Source organism: Shewanella sp. AC34-MNA-CIBAN-0136 (assembly GCF_040309945.1).
GTDB lineage: Bacteria > Pseudomonadota > Gammaproteobacteria > Enterobacterales > Shewanellaceae > Shewanella.
In genome coordinates this window covers 1-23,799 of sequence record NZ_JBEOPJ010000023.1, presented here as the reverse complement: position 1 = coordinate 23,799, position 23,799 = coordinate 1, and the positions used below count along the sequence as shown (strand labels likewise).

General features: G+C 41.8%; 29 protein-coding genes. 16 read left to right on the top strand and 13 right to left on the bottom strand.

The genetic code is table 11. From position 1 onward, the window contains the following. Positions 1-3: 3 nt before the first annotated feature. The 6 genes from AAEY94_RS18490 to zapE all read right to left on the bottom strand — a co-directional run bounded on the left by AAEY94_RS18490 (position 4) and on the right by zapE (position 4,904). Positions 4-621, bottom strand: a complete 618-nt coding sequence (locus AAEY94_RS18490) for a tetratricopeptide repeat protein (protein ID WP_392341439.1) — start codon at positions 619-621, stop codon at positions 4-6. 122 nt (positions 622-743) lie between these two features. Continuing rightward, positions 744-2,039: an adenylosuccinate synthase gene (locus tag AAEY94_RS18485; protein ID WP_350979561.1), complete on the bottom strand. Its 1,296-nt coding sequence runs from the start codon at positions 2,037-2,039 to the stop codon at positions 744-746. Positions 2,040-2,108: 69 nt separating this feature from the next. Beyond that, positions 2,109-2,297 (bottom strand): DUF2065 domain-containing protein, encoded by a 189-nt coding sequence (locus AAEY94_RS18480; protein ID WP_011638796.1) that lies wholly within the window; start codon positions 2,295-2,297, stop codon positions 2,109-2,111. A 392-nt stretch (positions 2,298-2,689) separates the two neighbouring features. Further along, positions 2,690-3,082, bottom strand: a complete 393-nt coding sequence (rpsI, locus tag AAEY94_RS18475; protein WP_011494965.1) for a 30S ribosomal protein S9 — start codon at positions 3,080-3,082, stop codon at positions 2,690-2,692. 17 nt (positions 3,083-3,099) lie between these two features. Continuing rightward, a complete protein-coding gene (gene rplM / locus AAEY94_RS18470; protein ID WP_011638797.1) occupies positions 3,100-3,528 on the bottom strand; it encodes a 50S ribosomal protein L13 in 429 nt (142 codons plus the stop codon). A 263-nt stretch (positions 3,529-3,791) separates the two neighbouring features. After that, the gene (zapE, locus tag AAEY94_RS18465; protein WP_182743142.1) at positions 3,792-4,904 is read right to left on the bottom strand and encodes a cell division protein ZapE; all 1,113 of its coding nucleotides are present in this window, start codon (positions 4,902-4,904) and stop codon (positions 3,792-3,794) included. A gap of 322 nt (positions 4,905-5,226) precedes the next feature. Here zapE and degQ point away from each other — a divergent pair, with 322 nt between their 5' ends. Beyond that, the gene (gene degQ, locus AAEY94_RS18460; RefSeq protein WP_162023889.1) at positions 5,227-6,576 is read left to right on the top strand and encodes a Do family serine endopeptidase DegQ; all 1,350 of its coding nucleotides are present in this window, start codon (positions 5,227-5,229) and stop codon (positions 6,574-6,576) included. 156 nt (positions 6,577-6,732) lie between these two features. Next, positions 6,733-7,812 carry an outer membrane-stress sensor serine endopeptidase DegS gene (gene degS, locus AAEY94_RS18455; RefSeq protein WP_182743140.1) on the top strand — a complete coding sequence of 360 codons (1,080 nt, stop codon included), beginning with the start codon at positions 6,733-6,735 and terminating at the stop codon, positions 7,810-7,812. A 113-nt stretch (positions 7,813-7,925) separates the two neighbouring features. Here the strand turns inward: degS and murA are convergent, their stop codons facing one another. Genes murA through AAEY94_RS18420 form a run of 7 tightly spaced genes read right to left on the bottom strand, consistent with a single transcriptional unit; the run spans position 7,926 to position 12,566 of the window. After that, a complete protein-coding gene (gene murA, locus AAEY94_RS18450; RefSeq protein WP_101085193.1) occupies positions 7,926-9,185 on the bottom strand; it encodes a UDP-N-acetylglucosamine 1-carboxyvinyltransferase in 1,260 nt (419 codons plus the stop codon). A gap of 15 nt (positions 9,186-9,200) precedes the next feature. After that, positions 9,201-9,452, bottom strand: coding sequence for a BolA family protein (locus tag AAEY94_RS18445; RefSeq protein ID WP_011638802.1), 252 nt, complete (start codon positions 9,450-9,452; stop codon positions 9,201-9,203). A 27-nt stretch (positions 9,453-9,479) separates the two neighbouring features. Further along, a complete protein-coding gene (locus tag AAEY94_RS18440) occupies positions 9,480-9,779 on the bottom strand; it encodes an STAS domain-containing protein (RefSeq protein ID WP_101085192.1) in 300 nt (99 codons plus the stop codon). Beyond that, the gene (locus AAEY94_RS18435; protein ID WP_194956034.1) at positions 9,776-10,444 is read right to left on the bottom strand and encodes an MlaC/ttg2D family ABC transporter substrate-binding protein; all 669 of its coding nucleotides are present in this window, start codon (positions 10,442-10,444) and stop codon (positions 9,776-9,778) included. Before AAEY94_RS18435 ends, AAEY94_RS18440 begins: the two co-directional genes overlap by 4 nt. A gap of 10 nt (positions 10,445-10,454) precedes the next feature. Continuing rightward, positions 10,455-10,928, bottom strand: a complete 474-nt coding sequence (gene mlaD, locus AAEY94_RS18430) for an outer membrane lipid asymmetry maintenance protein MlaD (protein ID WP_101085191.1) — start codon at positions 10,926-10,928, stop codon at positions 10,455-10,457. 41 nt (positions 10,929-10,969) lie between these two features. Then, positions 10,970-11,809, bottom strand: a complete 840-nt coding sequence (gene mlaE / locus AAEY94_RS18425) for a lipid asymmetry maintenance ABC transporter permease subunit MlaE (protein ID WP_194956033.1) — start codon at positions 11,807-11,809, stop codon at positions 10,970-10,972. Next, positions 11,742-12,566, bottom strand: a complete 825-nt coding sequence (locus AAEY94_RS18420; protein WP_350979554.1) for an ATP-binding cassette domain-containing protein — start codon at positions 12,564-12,566, stop codon at positions 11,742-11,744. The genes mlaE and AAEY94_RS18420 overlap by 68 nt, the downstream gene beginning before the upstream one ends. 188 nt (positions 12,567-12,754) lie before the next feature. Here AAEY94_RS18420 and AAEY94_RS18415 point away from each other — a divergent pair, with 188 nt between their 5' ends. The 14 genes from AAEY94_RS18415 (at position 12,755) to AAEY94_RS18350 (ending at position 23,523) form a co-directional block, all read left to right on the top strand. After that, a complete protein-coding gene (locus tag AAEY94_RS18415) occupies positions 12,755-13,717 on the top strand; it encodes a calcium/sodium antiporter (protein WP_350979552.1) in 963 nt (320 codons plus the stop codon). A gap of 44 nt (positions 13,718-13,761) precedes the next feature. Beyond that, on the top strand, positions 13,762-14,739 hold the full coding sequence (locus AAEY94_RS18410) for a KpsF/GutQ family sugar-phosphate isomerase (RefSeq protein ID WP_101085187.1): 978 nt from the start codon (positions 13,762-13,764) through the stop codon (positions 14,737-14,739). 2 nt (positions 14,740-14,741) lie between these two features. Beyond that, positions 14,742-15,308, top strand: a complete 567-nt coding sequence (kdsC, locus tag AAEY94_RS18405; RefSeq protein ID WP_162023893.1) for a 3-deoxy-manno-octulosonate-8-phosphatase KdsC — start codon at positions 14,742-14,744, stop codon at positions 15,306-15,308. After that, the gene (lptC, locus tag AAEY94_RS18400) at positions 15,305-15,865 is read left to right on the top strand and encodes an LPS export ABC transporter periplasmic protein LptC (protein WP_101085185.1); all 561 of its coding nucleotides are present in this window, start codon (positions 15,305-15,307) and stop codon (positions 15,863-15,865) included. Before kdsC ends, lptC begins: the two co-directional genes overlap by 4 nt. After that, entirely contained in the window at positions 15,852-16,433 is a 582-nt protein-coding gene (gene lptA, locus AAEY94_RS18395) for a lipopolysaccharide transport periplasmic protein LptA (RefSeq protein WP_101085184.1), read from the top strand. Before lptC ends, lptA begins: the two co-directional genes overlap by 14 nt. Beyond that, positions 16,430-17,161, top strand: a complete 732-nt coding sequence (gene lptB / locus AAEY94_RS18390; protein ID WP_011638813.1) for an LPS export ABC transporter ATP-binding protein — start codon at positions 16,430-16,432, stop codon at positions 17,159-17,161. Before lptA ends, lptB begins: the two co-directional genes overlap by 4 nt. Before the next feature lie 142 nt (positions 17,162-17,303). After that, positions 17,304-18,788 carry an RNA polymerase factor sigma-54 gene (locus AAEY94_RS18385; RefSeq protein ID WP_059744680.1) on the top strand — a complete coding sequence of 495 codons (1,485 nt, stop codon included), beginning with the start codon at positions 17,304-17,306 and terminating at the stop codon, positions 18,786-18,788. Positions 18,789-18,813: 25 nt separating this feature from the next. Continuing rightward, positions 18,814-19,101 carry a ribosome hibernation promoting factor gene (hpf, locus tag AAEY94_RS18380; protein ID WP_101085183.1) on the top strand — a complete coding sequence of 96 codons (288 nt, stop codon included), beginning with the start codon at positions 18,814-18,816 and terminating at the stop codon, positions 19,099-19,101. Between the two features lie 2 nt (positions 19,102-19,103). Beyond that, a complete protein-coding gene (gene ptsN / locus AAEY94_RS18375) occupies positions 19,104-19,547 on the top strand; it encodes a PTS IIA-like nitrogen regulatory protein PtsN (RefSeq protein ID WP_011638816.1) in 444 nt (147 codons plus the stop codon). Continuing rightward, positions 19,544-20,407 carry an RNase adapter RapZ gene (rapZ, locus tag AAEY94_RS18370; RefSeq protein WP_011638817.1) on the top strand — a complete coding sequence of 288 codons (864 nt, stop codon included), beginning with the start codon at positions 19,544-19,546 and terminating at the stop codon, positions 20,405-20,407. The genes ptsN and rapZ overlap by 4 nt, the downstream gene beginning before the upstream one ends. A 20-nt stretch (positions 20,408-20,427) precedes the next feature. Then, positions 20,428-20,703, top strand: coding sequence for an HPr family phosphocarrier protein (locus AAEY94_RS18365; protein WP_101085181.1), 276 nt, complete (start codon positions 20,428-20,430; stop codon positions 20,701-20,703). 511 nt (positions 20,704-21,214) lie between these two features. Beyond that, a complete protein-coding gene (gene mgtE, locus AAEY94_RS18360) occupies positions 21,215-22,579 on the top strand; it encodes a magnesium transporter (RefSeq protein ID WP_162023894.1) in 1,365 nt (454 codons plus the stop codon). A gap of 520 nt (positions 22,580-23,099) precedes the next feature. Continuing rightward, positions 23,100-23,252, top strand: coding sequence for a hypothetical protein (locus AAEY94_RS18355; RefSeq protein ID WP_157822764.1), 153 nt, complete (start codon positions 23,100-23,102; stop codon positions 23,250-23,252). Between the two features lie 19 nt (positions 23,253-23,271). After that, positions 23,272-23,523, top strand: coding sequence for a transposase (locus AAEY94_RS18350; RefSeq protein ID WP_101085179.1), 252 nt, complete (start codon positions 23,272-23,274; stop codon positions 23,521-23,523). Positions 23,524-23,799: the final 276 nt, after the last annotated feature.

The following is a 23,799-nucleotide window of genomic DNA, read 5'->3' as shown; positions in this document are numbered from 1 at the left end:
CCTTTAACGTGTGTACAGCTGAGGCTGCTGTGCCCTGGCCACAATACTGGCGGGCATTTTTGCAGCGAGCATCTGCAGTAAAGACGAGGCCTTTTTCTGTTGGGCGTCGTCATCAAATATACTGTTATATAACCAATGATAGCCCAGTTCATAATCGGCAGGACTTCCGTAGCCTTCACCAAATAAATGAACCAGTGTCATTCTTGCGGTTAAATCCCCATTAGCTGCCGCAGGCAATACATATTGCACTGCACGATTGGGATCTTTAACCACTAGTTTACCGCGATAATAATAATCTGCCAATTTTACCATCGCTTCAGCGCTACCCTGCTCAGCAGAGGTTTGCAGCAGCGCCATGCCGCGAGAAGGATGAGCCTTGACACAAACACCGTTATTAAGCATTTCAGCCCATAAAAATTGGTACATGGGTTGCTGTAATACTTCAGCACGGGCTTCAATGTCTTGAACCAGCTGACAGTCGTCTGCTTTTACGCGTTGTAAATATTGATTTGAGCGGATGAGCGAAATCAATTGTTGATCGCTATAGATATCGACGGCTTCTGTCACCGCAAATACATTGATCGAAACCACACTCAACAACAATAAACAGATACGCAACATAAGGATTCTCAATGGCACTTTCATGACTTATCCATCGGCAGTATAGCGTATTTCTTGAATAGAAACTGTTACAACCGTTAATAGCATCCATTAAAAAGGCCGCTTATCGCGGCCTTTTTGGTTTACTTGAACGGACTCACCAAAATCATGGTTTCATTTCTGTCCGGCCCCGTAGAGATAATATCAATAGGAGTTTCTAATAACTCTTCGATACGCTTGATATAATTTATTGCCGCTGGAGGCAATTGCTCGATTGTTGTGGAACCAAAAGTGGTTTCACTCCAACCAGGCATGGTTTCGTATATTGGGGTAACTAAATCATAACCTTCAGCAGCCAAAGGCGTAACCTTTGAAACTGTTCCATCAGCATATTGATAGCCAACACAAATTTTAACTTCTTTTAGGCCGTCTAAAACGTCTAATTTAGTTAAACAAAAACCACTAACACTGTTGATTTGAACTGCGCGGCGCATTGCCACAGCATCTAACCAACCTGGACGACGCTTACGACCAGTTGTTGCACCAAACTCTTGGCCTTTCTCACCAATATAATCACCAATTTCATTGGCTAATTCTGTTGGAAAAGGACCAGCACCGACGCGAGTCGTATAAGCTTTCATGATGCCTAAAACATAGTCTAAATGACGAGGACCAAAACCTGAACCGGTCGCAACACCACCAGCTGTCGTGTTTGATGAAGTCACAAATGGATAAGTACCGTGGTCGATATCCAATAATGTGCCTTGAGCGCCTTCAAAAAGAATTGGCTCACCCGCTTTACGCGCAACATCAAGCATTTCGCTAACATCAGTACACATGCTTTTTAGATAATCAGCAATCGCTAATGCATCATCAAGTGTTTGCTGGTAATCAACGGCTTCAACTTTGTAGTACTCAGTTAGCATGAAGTTATGATATTTCATCACTTCTTGTAACTTAGTCGCAAAAAGTTCTGCATTAAACAAATCACCGATGCGTAAACCGCGACGAGAAACTTTGTCTTCATATGCAGGACCAATACCACGACCAGTTGTACCAATGGCTTTATTACCGCGAGCTTTCTCGCGAGCAACATCCAATGCACAATGGAATGGAAGGATAAGCGGACATGCTTCAGAAATTAATAAACGCTCTTCGACAGGTACGCCGCGTCCTTTTAGCATGTTGATTTCTTTCATCAACGCATCAGGAGCAACAACCACACCATTACCGATAATACATTTTACGTTATCACGTAAAATGCCTGACGGAATAAGATGAAGAACGGTTTTTTCACCATCAATTACCAAAGTATGACCGGCATTATGACCGCCTTGGTAACGAACTACGTATTTTGCCTGTTCTGTTAAAAGGTCGACAATCTTACCTTTGCCTTCGTCACCCCATTGAGTGCCGAGTACGACTACATTTTTGCCCATTATTAGCTGCAACGTCTTGTGGTATAAAATAGAATTTTAACAGATTTTAGGGGGTTATAGGCAAGTGTTTTATTGAAAAATGATCAATAAAACAATTCCTGCAGTAACTAAACATCCACCTAAGCGTCTGAGAACATTTTGCTTTTGTGTAGAAAGCTCTAATAAATATTTTTGCCACTTGTTAGGAAAAAGTAACGGACCAAGCCCTTCAATAATTAAAACTAAGCCAAATGCGGTCATTAACAATGGTAAATTCATGTTTTAGCCTCTTTTTAACTGATACCAATTCCATTAATTATGTAACCTCAACTCGGCATATAAATGAGGTTACATCATTATAAAAATTAAAGCTTAGTCATTAGCCACTATCAAACTTGTCATTTATTTTACTAACAAGGCAAATTGACGCGTCAATAGCTGGCCTATTGTAAGTCTGCTTGTGTAAAGAATAACGCAGTTAGCAAGACAAAGGGCTGCTTGCGAGGCGTTTGTTATCTCAAGTTCAGGCTAAGTACCTTTCAGCCGATGTTTCTGGCCTATTCACATTGATGCTATACAACATCGTTAATCCACACAGCACATTTTACACGATAAATTTTAGACAATAAAAAACCCAGCAAATGCTGGGTTTTTTGAATCCAAAAAACGAATTAACGCTTAGAGAACTGTGGCTTACGACGTGCTTTACGTAGACCAACTTTCTTACGTTCAACTTTACGTGCATCACGGGTAACAAAACCAGCGCTACGTAGAGTAGGACGTAAAGCTTCATCTAGTTGCAATAATGCACGGGTAATACCGTGACGAATTGCACCAGCTTGGCCAGTAGTACCACCGCCCTTTACAGTTACATAGATGTCTAACTTATCAGTCATTTCAACTAATTCTAATGGTTGACGAACAACCATACGAGCAGTTTCACGACCAAAATATACATCCAAAGGACGTTGGTTTACAACGATATTGCCACTACCTGCTTTAGCGAAAACGCGAGCTGTAGATGTTTTGCGACGGCCAGTGCCGTAGTACTGAGTTGCAGACATTTGCTTACTCCTCCCGTTTAGATATCAAGAACTTGTGGTTGTTGTGCAGCGTGGTTATGTTCTGTGCCAGCGTAAACTTTAAGCTTACGGAACATGGCACGGCCCAAAGGACCTTTTGGTAACATACCCTTAACTGCTTTCTCGATGATCATTTCAGGCTTATGAGCTTGAAGCTTCTCAAAGCTGATTTGCTTAATGCCACCAATGAAGCCTGAATGAGAGTAGTAAATCTTACCAGCAGCTTTATTACCAGTTACAGTCACTTTTTCAGCATTGATAACGATGATATAATCACCAGTGTCAACGTGTGGAGTGTATTCTGGCTTATGCTTGCCACGTAAGCGAGTTGCGATTTCAGTTGCGATACGGCCTAAAGTTTTGCCTTCAGCGTCAACAACAAACCAGTCACGAGTTACAGTTTCTGGTGTAGCAGTAAAAGTCTTCATTATTACAAAAACCCAAAGTTAATTTTCTGTCTCACATGCTGACTGCAGGTTGCAATCAACACAAAATTACCGATTCTTGCCCCTTCGAACATGAATATTGGCTTACAACTTCCGCCCAAATTGGCGGATTAACGCGGGCAGGTCGCAGATTATACGCAAAGCCACAGCAAAGATCACCTGCTTTCTGATAATATTTCAAATAAACTACTCAATGAGTGCTGAACAAAATATGCTCGAGTTTTCAAAAAGTACCGTTTGCAGGCTTAAGGTAAATGTTCCAGCGCCAGATACTCTCTTGATTGCATTTCAATCAGCCTTGAACGGCAGCGTCTGAACTCAAAATTTAGCTGGCCATCGGTATAAATATGTTCCAATTCGACTTGGGCTGAAATAATCAATTTGACATTTCTTTCGTAGAATTCATCGACCATGGCTAAGAAGCGTCTGGCAATATCATCACCCGTTTGCTGTGATCCCATTTGCTCTAAACCACTCACCAGCACGGTATGATAGAGGCAAGCCATTTCCATGTAGTCACGTTGCGAGCGAGGCCCATCACATAAATCACGGAAGTTTATTAATAGTACTCCTTGTGACTGTTGACGAATACGAATTGCACGCCCATCAACTTCTATAGAAGTGGTAAGCTTTTCAGATTCCGGTGCCAGTTGGTCAAAATAATGTATTAGATTGATGTCAGCTTGTTCATCGAGGGGATAATGATAAATCTCCGCCTGCTCTAAAGTTCGCAAACGGTAATCAATTCCAGAATCGACATTTAAGATTTCACAGTGCTGATTAATCAAGGCAATGGCAGGTAAAAAACGCACTCGTTGTAAGCCATTTTTATATAATTCATCAGGAATGATGTTTGAGGTGGCCACGAGGGCAACCCCTTCTTTAAATAATGCTTGAAATAACGTCCCTAACAGCATGGCATCGGTGATATCCGATACAAAGAATTCATCGAAACAGATGATTTGATATTGTGACGCCATCTTTTTAGCGATAGTAAGCAGAGGATCTTGTACGCCTTTGAGTTCACCTAAGTCATGATGAATTTGATGCATGAATCGATGGAAATGAGCGCGTAATTTTAGCTCTGTAGGCAAGGCATCAAAAAAGGTGTCCATTAGATAGGTTTTACCCCGGCCAACCCCACCCCAAAGATACAAACCTTTTACTGGTGGAGGTGTAGACTTAATCCCTATTGCGCTAAACAATTTACTGACGCCAGATGCCGGTTTAGCAGCGACAATCAATTCATCATAGACTCGCTGTAGTGACTTAACCGCTTGTTCTTGTGCGGCATCATGTGAAAAATCATCTCGGGTAAGGTCTTGCTGATAATGCTGCCAAGGGGTTAACTGCGACACGATTACGACTCTCTTGCATCAAATAATTGCTGCGAATAATAACATTAATTAATAAATACGAGTAATGGCTTCAACGGATCAAATTAACCTTTGTTAATAAAAATGGAACTAACACGATGATCGTTACTCTGATTGATTAACGTAAATTTGTTAATTGTTTGCTTATCGTTGTGCTGACTTGCTCGCCATTGTAGAACATCATTAAACAAGCTCACGACTACACACTAACAAAAATGATTAACGATATTTAACTTTGAAATCATGCCATCAAGCCACATATTTTATGTTATCAAGCTTGAATGCATACAGGAGCTATCCATAGATGAAAACCAAATTAAGCTTACTTTCTGCCGCGTTATTAACTGCATCGTTAGCCATGACACCCACGCTATCATTTGCTGCCATTCCACAAGCTGTCGACGGGCAAGCCATTCCTAGCTTAGCGCCAATGTTAGAACGGACAACGCCAGCTGTTGTGTCGGTAGCAGTATCGGGTACCCAAGTTTCCAAGCAACGCGTACCAGATGTGTTTCGTTACTTCTTCGGTCCAAATGCACCACAAGAACAAGTTCAGGAACGTCCTTTTAGAGGTTTAGGTTCAGGGGTTATTATTGATGCCGACAAAGGCTACATCATAACCAATAACCATGTCATTAATGGCGCTGACGACATTCAAATCGGCTTACACGACGGTCGTGAAGTTACAGCTAAGCTAATCGGTGCAGATAAAGAATCAGACATTGCCCTGCTTCAAATTGAAGCAAAAAACTTAATTGCTATTAAACAAACTGATTCTGACGAAATTCGCGTCGGTGATTTTGCTGTGGCCATTGGTAACCCATTTGGTCTTGGACAAACCGTCACGTCAGGGATAGTCAGCGCACTAGGCCGCAGTGGTTTAGGCATTGAAATGCTAGAAAACTTTATCCAAACCGATGCCGCTATAAATAGTGGTAACTCGGGCGGTGCATTAGTTAACTTAAAAGGTGAACTCATCGGAATTAACACCGCAATCGTGGCCCCTAATGGTGGTAACGTCGGTATTGGTTTCGCGATTCCTGCCAATATGGTTAATAACCTTGTTGATCAAATTATTGAACACGGTGAAGTAAGACGTGGCGTACTAGGAGTATCAGGACGAGACCTTGACAATGAACTTGCTAAAGCCTTTGGTTTAGACACTCAGCATGGTGGCTTTGTGAATGAAGTTATGCCAAAAAGTTCAGCTGACAAAGCCGGACTAAAAGCGGGTGACATTATTACCAGCCTGAATGGCCGCAGCATTAAGACTTTCCAAGAACTGCGCGCAAAAGTTGCCACTATGGGCGCGGGTGCAGAAGTAGAGTTTGGGATTATTCGTGACGGTGATAAAAAGACCATCAAAGCGACCTTAGGCGAAGCGGATAAAGTCGAAGCTGAAGCGGGTAACGTCCACCCTATGTTACAAGGCGCAACGTTAGAAGACAGCAAGAAAGGCATCCAGATCACTGAGATTGCTCAAGGCTCACCAGCTGCAATGAGCGGTTTGCAAAAAGGAGACTTAATTGTGGGACTTAACCGCAACAAAGTGACCAGTCTTAAAACATTAAAAGAAATGTTGAAAGACAATCAAAGCTCTGTAGCGCTAAAAATATTACGTGACAACAACTTGCTCTACCTAGTTTTACGTTAATATTGTCAAACCACTAGAATCGCACTCGATAACAACCATGAGTTTATTGAGTGTGACTTCAGTTAAGGAATTAAGCATCGACAACCGTTTGGTCGATGCTTAATTTTTTGAGCTATGTTAATATAACAGCCATTTTTTTTAACAATTATTCATGCCATGAACCTAAAAGACACTTGCATCTATATAACTAAAGCTGTGGTATTTGGTCTGATCATGGCAGCAGTTTTTTTAGCCATAACCTCCTTGCTCCAAAACTCCTCGCTCAACCATAGCTTAACGAATGTCAGCAATAATGGCTCAGAATTATCTTTTGCTAAAGCGGTCCGCCGTGCCGCCCCTGCCGTTGCTAATATTTATAGCCTTAGTATTGATCAACATAACCCACTCAATTCAAGTTCACTTCAAGGTCTCGGCTCTGGAGTAATAATGAGTAAAGAAGGTTACGTATTAACCAATTACCATGTGATAAAAAAAGCCGATGAGATTGTGATTGCGCTGCAAGATGGGCGTAAATTTACCGCCGAAGTGGTTGGTTCCGATCCCGAAACTGATTTAGCAGTACTCAAAATTGAAGGTGACACTTTACCTATCGTACCGATTAATCTTAATAAGCTCGCCCAAGTAGGCGATGTGGTATTGGCCATTGGCAATCCTTATAATATAGGCCAAACCATTACCCAAGGGATTATCAGTGCAACAGGACGTAACGGCTTAAGTTCAGGTTACTTAGACTTCCTACAAACTGATGCCGCCATTAATGCTGGCAATTCTGGTGGAGCATTAATCGACACCAGTGGTGAATTAATTGGTATCAATACTGCCGCATTCCAAGTGGGTGGTGATAATGGGGGTAATGGGATTAGTTTCGCGATTCCGATAAAGTTAGCTCACAGTATCATGGACAAATTGATTAAGCATGGTCGAGTTATCCGCGGTGCATTAGGCATTTCTGGTGAACCACTTAATCCCGTAATGGCCCAGATACTCAACTTACCTGATTTAAAAGGTGTGTTGGTTACAGGTATTGATCCTGGCGGACCAGCAGCACGTGCACGTTTATCTCCTAGAGATGTTATTACTCAATATAATGACGAAGATGTTCCAGGTGTTGAAATGTTAATGGACAGAATTGCAGAAACTACCCCGGGTACTAAAGTCAACATGACCATTATTCGTGAAGGTAAAAAGCAAACACTACCGGTGATTATTTCAGAAAAGATCACTGCAGCAGAGTAGCAGACGCAAATATTCACAATGTATTTCGACAAAAAAACCATTCAAATGAATGGTTTTTTTTATGCGTCAGCAGTAATGTTTATGACGACTGCACTTGATCTATTTCACACCAGCTATTTCACCCTGACGACTTCAGCACCTAAGCCTTGGAACTTAGCTTCAATGTGCTCGTAACCACGATCTAAATGGTAGATACGATCTACTGTTGTCGTTCCTTCAGCCATTAAGCCTGCAATGACTAAGCTGGCAGATGCACGTAAATCTGTCGCCATAACTTGGGCGCCATTTAACCGTTCAATACCATGAATAATGCAAGTGTTGCCTTCAAGCTCTAGATTAGCACCCATGCGGCTCAGCTCTGGTACATGCATAAAACGATTCTCGAAAATCGTCTCTGTAACACGGCCAGTGCCTTCGGCAAGAGCATTCAACACACAAAATTGCGCTTGCATATCGGTTGGAAACGCAGGATAAGGTGCAGTTTTAATATTGACTGATTTTGGACGTTGGCCTTTCATATCAAGCTCAATCCAGTCCTCGCCGGTCGTGATCTCAGCACCGGCATCTTCAAGCTTTGATAACACCGCTTCTAATGCACTAGGGTCTGCAGATACACAGCGAATTTTGCCACGTGTTACCGCTGCGGCAACCAGGAAGGAACCGGTCTCGATGCGATCAGGCATAACACGATATTCGCAACCCGATAAACGCTCAACCCCTTCAATCTTTAAGGTCGCAGTGCCTACACCAGTAATCTTTGCACCCATAGCAATTAAGCAATGTGCTAAATCAGTGACTTCAGGCTCACGGGCAGCATTTTCAATCACTGTGGTGCCATCCGCTAACGCAGCGGCCATAAGCAAGTTTTCAGTTGCGCCGACACTGACCATATCCATAAAGATATGTGCGCCTTTTAAACGACCATCTACGCGCGCTTTGATGTAGCCTTCTTTGACTTCAATCTTAGCTCCCATTAACTCTAAACCATGTAAATGCAGATTCACCGGACGTGCGCCAATAGCACAACCACCAGGCAAAGAAACATCTGCAGTACCATAACGGGCAAGCAATGGACCTAAAATAAGAATAGAAGCGCGCATTGTTTTGACTAAATCATAAGGGGCGCAGTATTCATTTAAATTGGTGGTTGAAATACGAATGCGGCTACCGCCTAAGTCTTCAACCTCTGCACCTAAACAGCGTAGTAGTTCACAGCTGGTGATCACGTCACGTAAGTTCGGCACATTTGAGACAATAAAATCTGTTTCAGCTAATACGCCAGCCATTAAAATTGGCAATGCTGCGTTTTTTGCACCAGAGATCACGACTTCGCCAGCTAAAGGTTTGCTGGCTTTAATAGTTAATTTATCCACTGTGAGTCTCAGTTGTTACATATTGAAAAGTTTTTCACGCTTCCACTGGGTAGGCGTAAAAGTTTTAATCGTTAACGCGTGCAATTCACCACTGGCAATTTGCTCAGCTAAAGGAGTATAAATCGCCTGCTGCTGTTTTACACGACTCATGCCTTCGAAGCATTCACCCACGGCGACCACTTTGTAATGGCTGCCATCAGAGGTCACATGTGCTTCTGTTAGCGACAACGCCTCTGTTAAAATCTGTTCAATAACCTTGCATTCCATGAAATCAATTACCTTTACTATTTGAGACTATATTTGGCTGAAAAAAGCGTCTAAATCATAAAGCTCAATCATTTTCTTGAGCTGATCACTTGGATTAACCAATTGACGTGACACACTTGTTTCTTGGCTACTTGAAGCATGTAGTTTGATAAACGCTAATAACAATGCAACACCCGCACTGTCGACGTATTCCAATGCTGATAAGTCTACCACTTGAGTAGATGCAGTAAACAATTCATGGCGTTTAGGCCACAATTGTTTTACATCATCTTGTGTTAACCGACCGCTGACAATGCAACGTTGCTCTTGTTGATTAAAGGTAATCACGCAGCGGCTGCTTCTTTTGCTGGTTGGCGATCAATATTCTGTTGGGTTTTATCATTCAACATTGTAATCACCGCTTCAATACCTTGCTGACGGATTAAGTTTGAAATTTCAGACTGTTTAGAGGCGAGTAAACTCACCCCTTCTGCCACTAAATCAAATGCTTTCCAAGTGTTATCTTTCAGACGACGCGCCTTAAATTGAATTTTAATCGGTGGACGACCTTTTTCGATAATCTGCACGTTCACTTCAACTATTTTTTCGTCGCTAAAATCACTCGGCGGATCAAAGGCCACTTTTTGATCGGTATATTCTGTTAATGCTTGAGCATAAGTTGCGACCAAATAGCCTTCGAAAGCCTCAACAAAACGGTTACGTTGATCTACGGTGGTATCACTTAAATACTGCCCCATGACTTTATATGCAGCGTATTTATAATCGACGTAAGGCATAAGCTCTTCACGTACAATCACTTTTAAATGACTTAAATCGGCATTAATTAATTCTTTATCTGATTTAAACCGATCAAAGGTCATATTGGCTACTTGTTTGATCATCTCATAAGGATCACTAGTATTCACCTCATCATTAGCAGCCGTAGCACCTTGGCTGATAACAGCGCTACCCACTAGGCATAAAGCTATAACACGACTAAAAAACGTTTTCATAATAGGGATCCTATTTATCTTTAGATGACATGCTGTATAACAGCTGACCAATTAAATCTTCTAAAATCAATGCACCACGCGTGTCATGTACTTTATCGCCATCGGCAAGCATCGAAATATCATCGTCCATAAATCCAGGTGTTAGACCAATAAACTGCTCCCCAAGTAACCCTGAAGTCAAAATGGCCAAACTGCTGGTTTCGGGGAATTTATCAAAACGCTTATCCATTGTTAACGTCACAACAGGCACTAATTTATGACTATCAAGGGTAACATCAGTCACGCGTCCGACAACGACTCCGCCAACTTTTACCGGCGAACGTACTTTTAGGCCACCGATATTATTAAACTCAGCCACCAAGGTATAAGTCTGGGCATTGGATTTTACTTTCACATTAGCAACGTTGAATACTAATACGCAAAATGCCAACAAACCTGACAATAAAAATACACCTACTAATAACTCTATTTTCCGTGTCAACATACTATTAAACCACTTAAATTAATCTAAACAATGAAAAAATCTTAATTTCCAAACATGATTGCCGTAAGCAAAAAGTCCAGCGCTAAAACAGCTAAGCTTGCCTGCACAACCGTTGAGGTTGTCGCACGACTGATGCCTTCTGGATTGGGTTGAACTTCATAACCTCGGTACAAGGCTATCCATGTCACCACCACACCAAAAATAGCACTTTTTATCAAACAGTTAACAATATCTTGTCGCCACTCAACCGATGCTTGAAGAATAGACCAAAACGCACCACTATCAATGCCCTTCCATTCAACACCGACTAAGTGCCCGCCTAAAATACCCACTAGACTAAACATTAACGCCAGTAATGGCATGCTAATGACACCCGCCCAAAAACGCGGTGCGATGATTTGCCTTAATGGGTCTATCGCCATCATCTCTAAACTCGACAATTGCTCTGTCGATTTCATTAAGCCTATTTCGGCGGTTAACGCTGAACCTGCTCGTCCGGCAAATAATAATGCAGCAACGACAGGCCCAAGTTCGCGTAATAAGCTTAACGCTACCATTGGGCCTAAGCTTTCTTCAGTGCCAAACCCAACTAAAATATTATATCCCTGCAGAGCCAATACCATGCCAATAAACAAACCGGACACTAAAATGATGACCATTGAACGAACACCAAGCACATAAACTTGCTTAATCAGTAATGGGGTACCTTTTTTGATGTTAGGAAAATGCGCAATCGCGCGCCATAACATGATGCCCGCTCGACCATAACCCTGCACCAATCTCAGTGCATATTTGCCGGTGTCGGCAATATAATCAATTACGCCCACGAAGTAGCTCCTCTTGATAATCCTCTGCAGGATAATGGAATGGCACAGGGCCATCTGGCGCGCCTTTGATAAACTGGACCAGTTGTGGATTGTCAGATTGACGTAATTGCTCTGGTGTTCCATGTGCAATGACTTTTTTATCGGCTATCACATAGACATAATCTGCAATACCTAATACTTCATCTACATCATGAGAAACCACTACTGAAGTGAGTTTTAATGAATCCGACAACTCACGAATAAGTTTTACTAGCATGCCCATTGAAATAGGATCTTGTCCGGCAAAGGGCTCATCGTACAGCACCATCTCAGGTTCAAGTGCAATCGCTCGCGCCAATGCGGCTCGACGCTGCATACCACCAGATAACTCATTAGGCATCATATACGCGGCACCGCGAAGTCCGACAGCTTGCAGCTTCATCAATACAATGGAGCGGATAATCTCTTCAGGTAATCCAGAATGCTCTCTTAATGCAAACGCGACATTATCGAAAACATTAAGGTCGGTAAACATTGCACCACTTTGAAATAGCATACTCATGCGCTTACGCAACTCAAACAGATCTTTGCGTTTAAGCTTATGTATATCATGGCCATCGAATAAAACTTGCCCACTGTTGGGGGTTAACTGTCCGCCAATCAATTTTAATAGGGTGGTTTTACCGATACCGCTGGGACCCATGATAGCGGTTACTTTACCTTTGGGAATCGATAAAGAAATATCTTCATAAATCACGTGTGAACCATGGCTAAACGCTAAATGGTTAACTTCGACCAAAGGTTTATTACTTGATTTGCTCATATCAGACATTGGCGTTGAGGAGATAACAGCCTTCCTTGCTTTAAGTTGAAGCGCAAATTGTACTGTAATTGTCGATTAAGCGACAACTATATCCATATCAACACGCTTCATTACCGGAGCAATTACTGTGCAATGCTTTCAATTTGATAAAAATCCAGCGAAAATAGTCGCTAATTAAATACTACTATCGGAATCACATGCTAGTTAATATCCTAATGTTAGTTGTTGGCCTTGCTGTTTTAGTTTGGAGTGCGGATAGATTTGTCTATGGAGCGGCGGCATTTGCCCGCAACTTAGGCTTACCTCCGATGTTAATTGGACTCACCATTGTTGCTATGGGTAGCTCTGCACCTGAAATGTTTGTTGCGGCCACCGCATCAATGGATGGCATGCGTGATACCGCCATTGGTAACGTATTGGGCTCAAACATTGCTAACATTACCTTAATTTTAGGATTAACAGCCTTACTAGGTGCCATTAGCTTAGATTCGAAGACCTTAAAACGCGAAATACCTATCATGTTAGCTGCGACGGTATTTGCCGGTTACACCTTGCATGATAATGTGTTGACACAAACAGAAGGTATCATGCTTGTTGCATTGCTTTTGTTGTTGATGGGATATTTCATTTGGCAAGCTACTCAGGACAAAACCCCAGACAGCTTAGATGATAAACTTGAATCTGAGATCCCTAAAAATGTGCCAACCTTTCATGCTATCATTTGGCTGGTCGTCGGTATTATATTGCTCCCGCTATCAGCAAGTTGGATGGTCGATGGCGCTGTAGGTATTGCAAAGTTTTATGGGTTGTCAGATCTTGTGATTGGCTTAACCATTATCGCAGTAGGAACCAGCCTACCAGAATTAGCGGCCTGTATTGCTGGTGTATTAAAAAAAGAACACGACCTTGTCATTGGTAACATTGTTGGGTCTAACTTGTTTAACATTCTTGCGGTACTGGCACTACCAGGATTGATCTCCCCTGGTGAAATAGATGCTTCAGCCAGTGGAAGAGACTTCTATATGGTATTAGGCACCAGTGCAGCATTAGCCGTTTTAGTATTATCCAGTGGCGCTAAGCAACAACTTACTCGCTGGCATGGCGCACTATTATTAATCACCTTTATTGCGTACCAAATTGTTGTCTTTCAGTCGCATTAGATTGGAGCATGAAGGTAAAGTATTAAGCTAACAGAGAGAGTCGCATGGTAAATCACACTCAATTTCGTCAATGGGGTCGTAAAGTCATTGATATAGAAAAAGCTGCCTTAGATAATTTATATCAATATGTAGACTCGGTTGAGTTTGACCAAGCATGTCAATTGATCATGCAGTGTAAAGGTAAAGTGATTGTCATGGGGATGGGCAAATCCGGTCATATTGGTAACAAAATATCCGCGACCTTTGCCAGCACCGGCACACCGGCATTTTTTGTTCACCCTGGTGAAGCCAGTCATGGTGATTTGGGCGCATTAGCCAAAAATGACATTGTACTCGCCATTTCCAACTCTGGTGAATCAAGCGAAATACTGACATTAATGCCTGTTATCCAGCGTATGGGTGTACCAGTGATTGCGGTGACCGGTAAACCAGACTCCAATATGGCGCGTTTATCCAAAATCCATTTATGCATTCAAGTGCAAGAAGAAGCATGTCCATTAGGATTAGCACCCACTTCCAGCACCACTGCAACACTTGCTATGGGCGATGCATTAGCCATTGCTTTATTACAAGCAAAAGGTTTTACTCGTGATGACTTTGCCTTATCACACCCTGGTGGCTCTCTTGGAAGAAAATTACTTCTAAAAGTCGACGATGTCATGCATAAAGACGATGATTTACCGATCGTCAATGATGATATTTGTATTACTGAGGCACTTTATGAAATATCTAAAAAGGGCCTTGGCATGACGGCAGTAGTCGACCATGCCAATAAACTTGTGGGCATTTTTACCGATGGTGATTTACGCCGGGTTATCGATGCAGACGTGAATCTTCGAATCACTCCTATTGCCCAGGTTATGACCGAAAATTGTGTGACCTGCCCTGCAGGGATTTTAGCCGCACAAGCACTGCAAATCATGGATGAAAAGAGCATCAACGGACTGATTGTCGTTAATGAAAAACATCAACCGATCGGAGCATTAAACATGCTCGATATGGTTAAAGCTGGAGTCATTTAATCATGTCAGAATCAACCTCGTTTCACCAAGGATTTTACGGCCCTGTCAGCAATGATATTTGGCAACGAGCTCAAAAAATCAAACTGTTAATCTGTGATGTCGATGGAGTATTTTCAGATGGACGTATTTACCTCAGTAATGCAGGTGAAGAACTCAAAGCGTTCCATACTCGTGACGGTTATGGTGTGCGTTCTTTGCTTACCAGTGGTATCCATGTTGCCGTGATAACAGGACGTAAATCCAAGATTGTTGAAAACCGCATGACGGCATTAGGTGTAACACATATTTATCAAGGTATTGATAATAAATTTGAGCCTTTTGAGCAATTATTGTCGCTCTATAATGTGACTGCTGATGAAGTGGCTTACATTGGCGATGACATGGTAGACCTACCTGTAATGAAAGCCGTAGGACTAGCCGTTTGTGTCGGTGATGGTCATCCGTTTGTCAAACAACAGTGCCATATGACAACCACCCTCAATGGTGGCCACGGCGCACTGCGTGAACTCACCGATTTATTACTATTAAGCCAAGATAAATTTGCCAGTGCTCATGGTATGAGTATATGAGTAGAGTCACGCTAGGTATTATTGCTTTTTTTGGGCTTGCTTTTATATTGTACTGGCAAGCACAAGTAAAACGCAGTGAAATGGACGCGGTACAAATACGCGGTATTGAGCGCCCAGATTTTGTTGCAGATAACCTACGCACTACAGAATTCAATCAACTAGGTTTCGTCGAAAGTCGAGTCAGCGCCGAACACATGGAGCATTACGCCTCAAGTGACATCACTCACTTTACCAAACCGATTTACCTCATTTACCCTGAAAACGGTAAAGCACAATGGCAATTAAGTGCAGACCGTGGGCAATTGAATAAAAATACCAGCAAAGTCACATTAGAAAATAATGTTATTATTGATGCCATTGATATAGAAGAACCCCTGCAGTCACTGAGTACCCAAGCTATTACGGTGGATTTAACCACTATGATAGGATCCTCACAAGAGATGGTGTACATCAAAGGTAAAGGGTTTATTATTCAAGGTTTAGGCCTACATGCTGACTTGAATTCGCAAAAATTATCGCTACTAAGCCAGGTAGAAGGAACATATGAGCCACATTAATCGTCTCCACACTCGCGCCAATGTTATGTTATTAAGTAGCATACTTTGTATATTGAGTTTGCCTGCCATAGCGAAACAAGGGGATCTGAAACAAGAATTGAAAATCGCTTCAGTCAGTCAGTCTGCCGACATTAAGAATAATCAAATTGTTTTTAATGGTCCGGTAACGATTGTCCAAGGCACGATTAATATCAATGCAGATCAGTTACGGGCGTTTACCCCTGAAAACACCACCAGTAAGAGATTAATTGCTACTGGCACCCCGGCTACATTTTCACAAGAATTAGATGACGGTAAAATTGGTACCGCAAGTGCTAACGAAATTAGCTATGACCTTGCCACCACTACACTCACATTGACTGGCAACGCCAAATTGGATCAATCAGGTAGCCAGGTTACCGGTAATAAAATCAAGTACAACATCAGTGCTCAAGAGCTGATTGCCGAAAGTACTGGTACAGGGCAAGATCGGGTAATCACCATCATTCAACCAGAGAATTTCCAAGACGAGTCGGCGCCAAAGCAAAAACTCCCTGAAATTCCTGTTAACAAGCAGATCAAACCATGACCCAAATTACCTTAACCGCTGAAAATCTAGCTAAAAGCTATAAAGCTCGTCAAGTTGTTAAAGATGTGAGTTTAACGGTTAAAACCGGCCAAATTGTCGGTCTTTTAGGCCCCAATGGTGCAGGCAAAACCACCACCTTTTATATGGTTGTCGGCTTAGTAAAAAGCGATAAAGGCCGAATATTGATTGACGATGACGACCTTACTGCCGATCCTATGCATTTGCGCGCCCGCAAAGGTATAGGTTACTTACCACAAGAAGCCAGTATTTTCCGCAAGCTCACCGTTTACGACAACATAATGGCCGTACTGCAAACTCGCAAAGAGCTCAGCACAGACCAACGTATTGAACAGCTTGAGCACCTACTCGAAGAGTTCCACATTACTCACATACGCGACAGCCAAGGCATGTCGTTATCGGGTGGTGAACGTCGTCGTGTTGAAATTGCGCGCGCTTTAGCTGCTAATCCAAAATTTATTTTGCTTGATGAGCCCTTTGCTGGTGTTGATCCTATTTCGGTCATCGACATTAAAAAAATCATCCAACAACTTAAAAACCGCGGTTTAGGGGTATTAATTACCGACCATAACGTACGTGAAACGCTAGACGTTTGTGAGCGAGCCTATATCGTTAGCCAGGGTAATTTAATTGCCGAAGGCACACCAGATGAGATATTAAGTAATCAACAAGTTCGAGCTGTGTACTTAGGTGAACAATTCAAGCTATAGTTACTTTACTGGCCTTTTAGTCTAGCTAACTCATTTCATTGAACGATACCTAAACAACGTTAAATGTCATTGATGTTTATGGCAATCTATTACAGTTCGAGATTGTCATTTTTATGGAAAATCATCTAGGGATAAGCGGTAAATGAAAGCGTCACTCCAACTTAAAATGGGTCAACACTTAACCATGACCCCACAATTGCAGCAAGCCATTCGCTTACTGCAATTATCGTCATTGGAGCTACAGCAGGAAATCCAACAAGCATTAGATTCAAATCCATTGCTTGAAATAGAAGATGAGTTTTCTGAAGCAAAAGACTCCTTAAAAGAAAACCGCGACCAAGCGGATACAGACTTTAGTGACAACAGTATTGTTAATGTCGAAAAAGACACTTCCACCGTCGACATAGCAGAATCCATGACCAAAGAAACCATGGATGATTTAGCCATGGATACCACATGGGATGAAGTATACACAGCCTCACCTATGTCAGGTTCAGGCAGTGCAAGCATGCGCGATGACGACATGCCCTTTCAAGGTGAAACTACTGAAGGTTTGTACGAACACTTAGAATGGCAAAAAAATCTCACTCCATTTTCAGACACAGATCTCGCCATTGCCACCGCCATTATTGATGCCATTGATGAACGCGGTTATCTAACCCAAAGTACCGAAGATATTCTCGAAGCCATGGGTGATGAAAATGTGGAACTCGATGAGGTTGAAGCGGTATTAAAACGCGTTCAACACTTTGACCCTGTGGGTGTTGCTGCACGTGATTTAAGTGAATGCCTATTTATTCAATTAGCGCAATACTCTAACGACACACCCCATATCGATAATGCCCGTTTGTTAATTAAAGGCTATTTAGAGTTAATTGCTGGCCGTGATTTCAGATTATTGATGCGAAAAACAAAACTAAAAGAAAATGAGTTACGTGACGCAATCACTCTAATCCAGACACTCAATCCTCGTCCGGGCTTATTAATTACCCCCATGGATGATGAATACGTGATTCCCGATGTCACAGTATTAAAGAAAAATGGCCGTTGGGTAGTAGAGTTAAACCCAGACAACATGCCTAAAATTGGTGTTAATCAGCAATATGCAGCCATGGCTAGAGGCAGTAAAAACCCGTCGGATAGTCAATTTATTCGAGGCCATCTGCAAGAGGCTAAATGGTTTATTAAAAGTATTGAAAGCCGTAATGATACTTTACTTAAAGTGGCAAATTGCATTGTGCAATTTCAGCAAGGCTTTTTTGAATATGGCGAAGAAGCCATGAAGCCTATGGTGCTCAATGATATCGCTGAAGCTGTAGAAATGCATGAATCGACCATTTCACGAGTCACCACACAAAAATATATGCACACCCCTCGAGGTTTATTTGAACTAAAATACTTCTTCTCTAGCCATGTCAGTACTGACGATGGCGGGGAATGCTCATCAACGGCCATTCGTGCTTTTATCAAAAAGCTGGTTGCCGCAGAAAACCAGAAAAAACCACTGAGTGACAGTAAAATGGCTCAGCTTCTGGCAGAACAGGGCATAAACGTTGCTCGTCGTACGATAGCAAAATACCGTGAAGCAATGATGATCCCGCCCTCAAACCAACGTAAGAGTTTATAACCTACTAGGCAATGGAGGATTTTTTATGCAAATAAGTCTGACTGGACGTCATGTCGAAATAACAGAATCTTTACGTGAATACATCCACAGTAAATTTTCAAAGCTTGAACGACACTTCGATCAGATCCATAATGTACACGTTGTGCTCAATGTAGAAAAATTACAACAAAAAGCAGAAGCCAAAATCAACATTAATGGCGCAGAAATTTTTGCAATGTCAGAAAGTACTGATATGTATGCTGCAATAGACGCCCTGATCGATAAACTCGACCGTCAGGTAATTAAACACAAAGAGAAGAATACAAAACACTAACGATGGAACTTTGTACCATTCTGCAGCCGGAATGCACTACCTGTGCCACACCGGGCAGTAAGAAAAAAGTACTGGAACTCATCAGCAATTTAGTCGCTGCCCAGTACCCAACCCTGTCTTCGCAAGAGGTTTTTGAAAGCCTGTTAGCGAGAGAGAAAATGGGTAGCACAGGTATAGGAAATGGCATTGCGATACCTCATGGTAGATTAACGACCATCGATCACCCTATCGCGATATTTATTAAATGTGAAGAAGCCATTGCCTTTGATGCAATCGATAAGCAACCCGTGGATCTTTTATTTGCTTTGTTAGTACCTGCAGACCAGTGCCAACAACATTTAGGCACGTTATCGAGCATGGCCCAAAAGTTAAGCGATAAGCAAATATTGAAACAGCTTCGTAAAACTCACGACGCAACAGAACTTTATCAGGTTATTACTGCATGAAACTAGTTATAGTATCGGGACGTTCAGGCTCAGGGAAATCCGTTGCCCTGAGAGTATTAGAAGACCTAGGATATTATTGTGTTGATAATTTGCCTTTACCACTCATTGGCACATTATTAGCCCAGCTTAAAGGCAGTAATGATTTGGTTGCGATTAGCGTTGATGTTCGTAACATTGCAGAACAAGGTAAAGTGCTTCAAGACCAATTGGCACTACTTGAGAATGACACTGAAATTATCAGTTTCTTTTTAAATTCCAATGACAAAGTATTGCTTAAACGTTACAGCGAAACACGTCGATTACACCCGTTATCTAAAAATCATATTTCACTGCAAGAAGCGATAAAACTAGAAGGCCGTTTACTTGAGCCTATCGCAAAAATTGTTGATCACTATATCGACACTTCTGCGCTAAATATCTACGAATTAAGCGACCAAGTTAGGCAAATATTATTAGGCAGTGTTGATAAAGAGTTAGTGATTAACTTTGAATCTTTTGGCTTTAAACACGGCATGCCGACAGAAGCAGATTTTATGTTTGATGTACGCTTTTTACCCAACCCACATTGGGAAATAGAACTGCGTCCATTTACGGGTTTAGACGAGCCCGTACAAGAATTTTTAGGTCGTCAGCCATTAGTTAATAAATTTATTTGGCAAATTGAAAACCTATTTGAAACTTGGATGCCGCATTTAGAACGTAACAATCGCAGTTACCTTACCATCGCGATTGGTTGTACTGGTGGTCAGCACCGTTCGGTATATATTGCAGATCAATTAGCAAAACGATTTCGACAAGGCAGTAAACACACGGTTAATGCTCGCCACAGAGAATTAAATATCAGTGATACTAATAACTAAGTGAGCATAGGATCGCGTCAATGATCAAACTTGAACGCCAAGTGACCATTTCAAATAAATTGGGCTTACACGCCCGTGCCGCCACAAAACTCGCGATGTTAGCGGCGGATTTTGATGCTAACATCACCTTAACTCAAGGCGAAAAAAACGCCAGCGCAGCTAGCGTACTTGGGCTATTAATGCTTGAAAGTGGTATCGGTAAAATGATTACGGTGACAGCTCAAGGCCCAGATGCTGAAGTAGCATTAAACGCAGTGTGTGATCTCATTAATGCTAAATTTGATGAATCTTGTTAATTTTTTAATCGCATTGAATTTATAAATAGCCTGTAATGTGTGAATAGCTGCAAGTTACTCATGCTTTAAGCCACCGTCGTCCTTATTTTATGCGGCCTCTAAATGACTAGGCCATACTAACCAAACTGTCACGACATTGATGATCACCAGTAGACATCAGTCCCTCAAAAATATTAGCCCTTAGGTTTATCTCTCGCAGTTGATACCAATCTCATTAGTATCAGTTCATTCTGCGGGAGTTGGCGTTTAACATGATAAAGACATTACCGCTTCTAGCAACGGATCCAGTGCAACTCTGTTTCCGTGACGTGGTTCGTCTATAGTATGTAAAGCAGCATTGGCTGCTGCAGAATTTCACCGCAGAAGTCATTTAAGTATTCTATTTCTGCATTTCATTGTCTTACGTAAAGACAGCTATTTCTGCATTTATACGCCTTGAACTGTACAACCTGAGAAACCCAGAATAATGACATACTGAATAATATAAGTATGACGAATAGGAAGTAGATATATGGGTAAAGAGTACCTAGACAATGAGATAACAGAACAACGTCTCAATCAACTTGTTCAAGCACTAGACAGTGGTCTGTTTGTCCATGCCCGTAACATGCTACATACCATGTCACCTAACGATGTCGCCCTTATTCTCGAATCATCACCGCCCAAAAATCGTCAGGTGTTATGGCAACTCATTGACCAACAATATGCAGGGGAAATTCTTGACGAATTAGGTGAAGAGCTTAAAGATTCACTTATTAGCAGCATGACACCAGAGAAGCTTGCCCAGGCCACAATAGGCATGGATACAGATGACATGGCCTATATTCTTCGCAGTTTACCCGATGATGTTTACAAGAAAGTGCTCAAATCAATGCGAAGCCAAGACCGGGATAGGGTAGAGCAAGCATTGCGTTACCCAGATGATACTGCCGGCAGTATCATGAATACTGATACCGTCACCCTAAGACCAGATGTCAATATCGAAGTGGTATTACGCTATTTACGTCAACGGGGAAATTTACCTGATACGACTGATACTTTATATGTTGTGGATCGCCATGATCATGTTTTAGGCGGAGTAAGATTAGCTGATTTACTCACATGCGATCCAAGCGTAACGGTCCGCAGTATTATGGACACAGAATTAGAAAGTATTCCTGTAGAGATGTCCGATAAAGATGTGGCGCAAAAATTTGAACGGATGGATTGGATATCTGCCCCAGTCGTCGACAGCCAAGCAAAATTGCTTGGTCGAATTACTATCGATGACGTTATTGATGTCATCCGCGAGGATGCCGAACATTCAATGATGGGAATGGCTGGTATGGATGATGATGAAGATACCTTTGGGCCAGTGCTCAAAAGCACTCTAAGACGCTCTCTATGGCTAACCATCAATCTATTTGCAGCATTACTAGCCTCATCTGTCAGTAACATGTTTGAAGGTACCTTAGAGCAATTCGCCACCATCGCAATTTTAATGACCATTGTACCGAGTATGGGAGGTGTTGCGGGTAATCAAACCCTAGCACTCGTCATCCGCGGGATTGCACTTGGGCATATTGGCCAAAGTAACTCACGATGGTTAATTGGTAAGGAATTAAGCATCGGATTATTGAACGGTTTAATGTGGTCTGTATTGGTCTTTTTTGCGGTATGGCTTTGGAAAGACGACATCGCATTAGGTGGATTAATTGGCAGTGCCATGCTGATTAATATGACGGTAGCAGGCTTTGCTGGCGCCACTATCCCCATAATGTTAAAAAAGCTAAATATCGATCCTGCGTTGGCGGGGGGTATGGTGTTAACGACGGTAACAGATGTCGTTGGATTATTTGCATTTTTGGGCCTAGCCACATTATTTTTAATGCACTAAATCATTGATTTAAATCGTACATATCATGTCGTCCAACGAAATTGCGCTATCTAGTGCAATTTTACGGACGTCGGCGGCGTCTCTATACACATAAGTCTTTTTCACACATAAGCTCATTTACCAAGCGCTTAGTACTCTGATCACTTTTGCAGCTATGTCTGCAGCCTCACTTTGTTAACGTTTTTCAAACCATCAACTGGCAACAACTCATTCGGTGAAAACCTTGCCTTCATCTTGTCATTAAGGTGACCTTTTTTTGCCATATTTGTCATCCATACTGCGCTACGACAATCACAACCGTAATGTGTTGCCGGCAGCACATGCTCACCACATTAGTGCAATTGCACCAATCTGGTTGGCGACGCAAAAATAACAAAACTACAGGTAATAGGTAATGTACTGATAAATAACAACTAAAAATATTTATCAAAGTTGGCACAAGCTTTCCATATAAGAAATACGTACCTACTAAGTAGTAGTTTATTTTTTAAGCAGTCCATTGTAATTGTAGGAGATAGCGATGAATAAAATAACCGTAACACGTAGCATTATATCGATAAATGTCATGGTCAATAATGTCATTGCACAATGCCGCCAAAACATTTTTTTCTTAGCACATCTCGGTTGCAGTCAGTGGGATGAAGTTGAAACTCGCTCAGGTAAACATAGATAAATCGGAAGGAAATTATTTGATGAATATGTCAAATGCAAGACAGTATCCAATCGACTTACAAAGACAAGTGATTAATGAGGTTAAAAACCATAATCGATTATTATCCGACGTAGCAAAACAATATGGCGTGTCGGCTAAAACGGTTTATCAATGGGTGAGAAGTAACGATAGTCGCCAAACTGAAAGCAAGGGCGCGATCGTATCAGAAATAGCCTATTTACAACAAAAGATTGCCCAGTTAAGTCAACAATTACAAACAATGGCAAGTTAGTAACATTAACCGTTTTGGCAAGGATGTTTGATCGTATTAACAACTCGTCCCCCAGCAAGTTGATAACACAGCAACAAACATTCTAATAAAAAATAAGCGCAAAATATCTTGCATCCTTGCCGCTTTATCGCTCTACCGTTAGCCGTTAAGGAAGACAGCTAACATAACAGTTCAGGCGTTATTGGGTCCCCAGACTCTATAATCCAATAACGTCATTTTTATTAAGGTGTTTTACGGATCTAAATATCAAAACCGTTTTGGCAAGGATGTTTGACC

Bases quoted from the DNA above. Each gene is read 5' to 3' on its own strand.
- AAEY94_RS18365 (WP_101085181.1), top strand. From the start codon at position 20,428: ATGATCAAACTTGAACGCCAAGTGACCATTTCAAATAAATTGGGCTTA.
- AAEY94_RS18420 (WP_350979554.1), bottom strand. From the start codon at position 12,566: ATGTCTGATATGAGCAAATCAAGTAATAAACCTTTGGTCGAAGTTAAC.
- AAEY94_RS18350 (WP_101085179.1), top strand. From the start codon at position 23,272: ATGAATATGTCAAATGCAAGACAGTATCCAATCGACTTACAAAGACAA.
- rpsI (WP_011494965.1), bottom strand. From the start codon at position 3,082: ATGTCTGCAACTCAGTACTACGGCACTGGCCGTCGCAAAACATCTACA.
- rapZ (WP_011638817.1), top strand. From the start codon at position 19,544: ATGAAACTAGTTATAGTATCGGGACGTTCAGGCTCAGGGAAATCCGTT.
- AAEY94_RS18490 (WP_392341439.1), bottom strand. From the start codon at position 621: ATGTTGCGTATCTGTTTATTGTTGTTGAGTGTGGTTTCGATCAATGTA.
- lptC (WP_101085185.1), top strand. From the start codon at position 15,305: ATGAGTAGAGTCACGCTAGGTATTATTGCTTTTTTTGGGCTTGCTTTT.
- kdsC (WP_162023893.1), top strand. From the start codon at position 14,742: ATGTCAGAATCAACCTCGTTTCACCAAGGATTTTACGGCCCTGTCAGC.
- ptsN (WP_011638816.1), top strand. From the start codon at position 19,104: ATGGAACTTTGTACCATTCTGCAGCCGGAATGCACTACCTGTGCCACA.
- mlaE (WP_194956033.1), bottom strand. From the start codon at position 11,809: ATGGCCCTGTGCCATTCCATTATCCTGCAGAGGATTATCAAGAGGAGC.
- degQ (WP_162023889.1), top strand. From the start codon at position 5,227: ATGAAAACCAAATTAAGCTTACTTTCTGCCGCGTTATTAACTGCATCG.
- AAEY94_RS18385 (WP_059744680.1), top strand. From the start codon at position 17,304: ATGAAAGCGTCACTCCAACTTAAAATGGGTCAACACTTAACCATGACC.
- AAEY94_RS18485 (WP_350979561.1), bottom strand. From the start codon at position 2,039: ATGGGCAAAAATGTAGTCGTACTCGGCACTCAATGGGGTGACGAAGGC.
- AAEY94_RS18410 (WP_101085187.1), top strand. From the start codon at position 13,762: ATGGTAAATCACACTCAATTTCGTCAATGGGGTCGTAAAGTCATTGAT.
- mlaD (WP_101085191.1), bottom strand. From the start codon at position 10,928: ATGTTGACACGGAAAATAGAGTTATTAGTAGGTGTATTTTTATTGTCA.
- AAEY94_RS18355 (WP_157822764.1), top strand. From the start codon at position 23,100: ATGAATAAAATAACCGTAACACGTAGCATTATATCGATAAATGTCATG.
- hpf (WP_101085183.1), top strand. From the start codon at position 18,814: ATGCAAATAAGTCTGACTGGACGTCATGTCGAAATAACAGAATCTTTA.
- degS (WP_182743140.1), top strand. From the start codon at position 6,733: ATGAACCTAAAAGACACTTGCATCTATATAACTAAAGCTGTGGTATTT.
- AAEY94_RS18415 (WP_350979552.1), top strand. From the start codon at position 12,755: ATGCTAGTTAATATCCTAATGTTAGTTGTTGGCCTTGCTGTTTTAGTT.
- lptA (WP_101085184.1), top strand. From the start codon at position 15,852: ATGAGCCACATTAATCGTCTCCACACTCGCGCCAATGTTATGTTATTA.
- rplM (WP_011638797.1), bottom strand. From the start codon at position 3,528: ATGAAGACTTTTACTGCTACACCAGAAACTGTAACTCGTGACTGGTTT.
- AAEY94_RS18480 (WP_011638796.1), bottom strand. From the start codon at position 2,297: ATGAATTTACCATTGTTAATGACCGCATTTGGCTTAGTTTTAATTATT.
- mgtE (WP_162023894.1), top strand. From the start codon at position 21,215: ATGGGTAAAGAGTACCTAGACAATGAGATAACAGAACAACGTCTCAAT.
- AAEY94_RS18445 (WP_011638802.1), bottom strand. From the start codon at position 9,452: ATGGAATGCAAGGTTATTGAACAGATTTTAACAGAGGCGTTGTCGCTA.
- AAEY94_RS18435 (WP_194956034.1), bottom strand. From the start codon at position 10,444: ATGAAAACGTTTTTTAGTCGTGTTATAGCTTTATGCCTAGTGGGTAGC.
- lptB (WP_011638813.1), top strand. From the start codon at position 16,430: ATGACCCAAATTACCTTAACCGCTGAAAATCTAGCTAAAAGCTATAAA.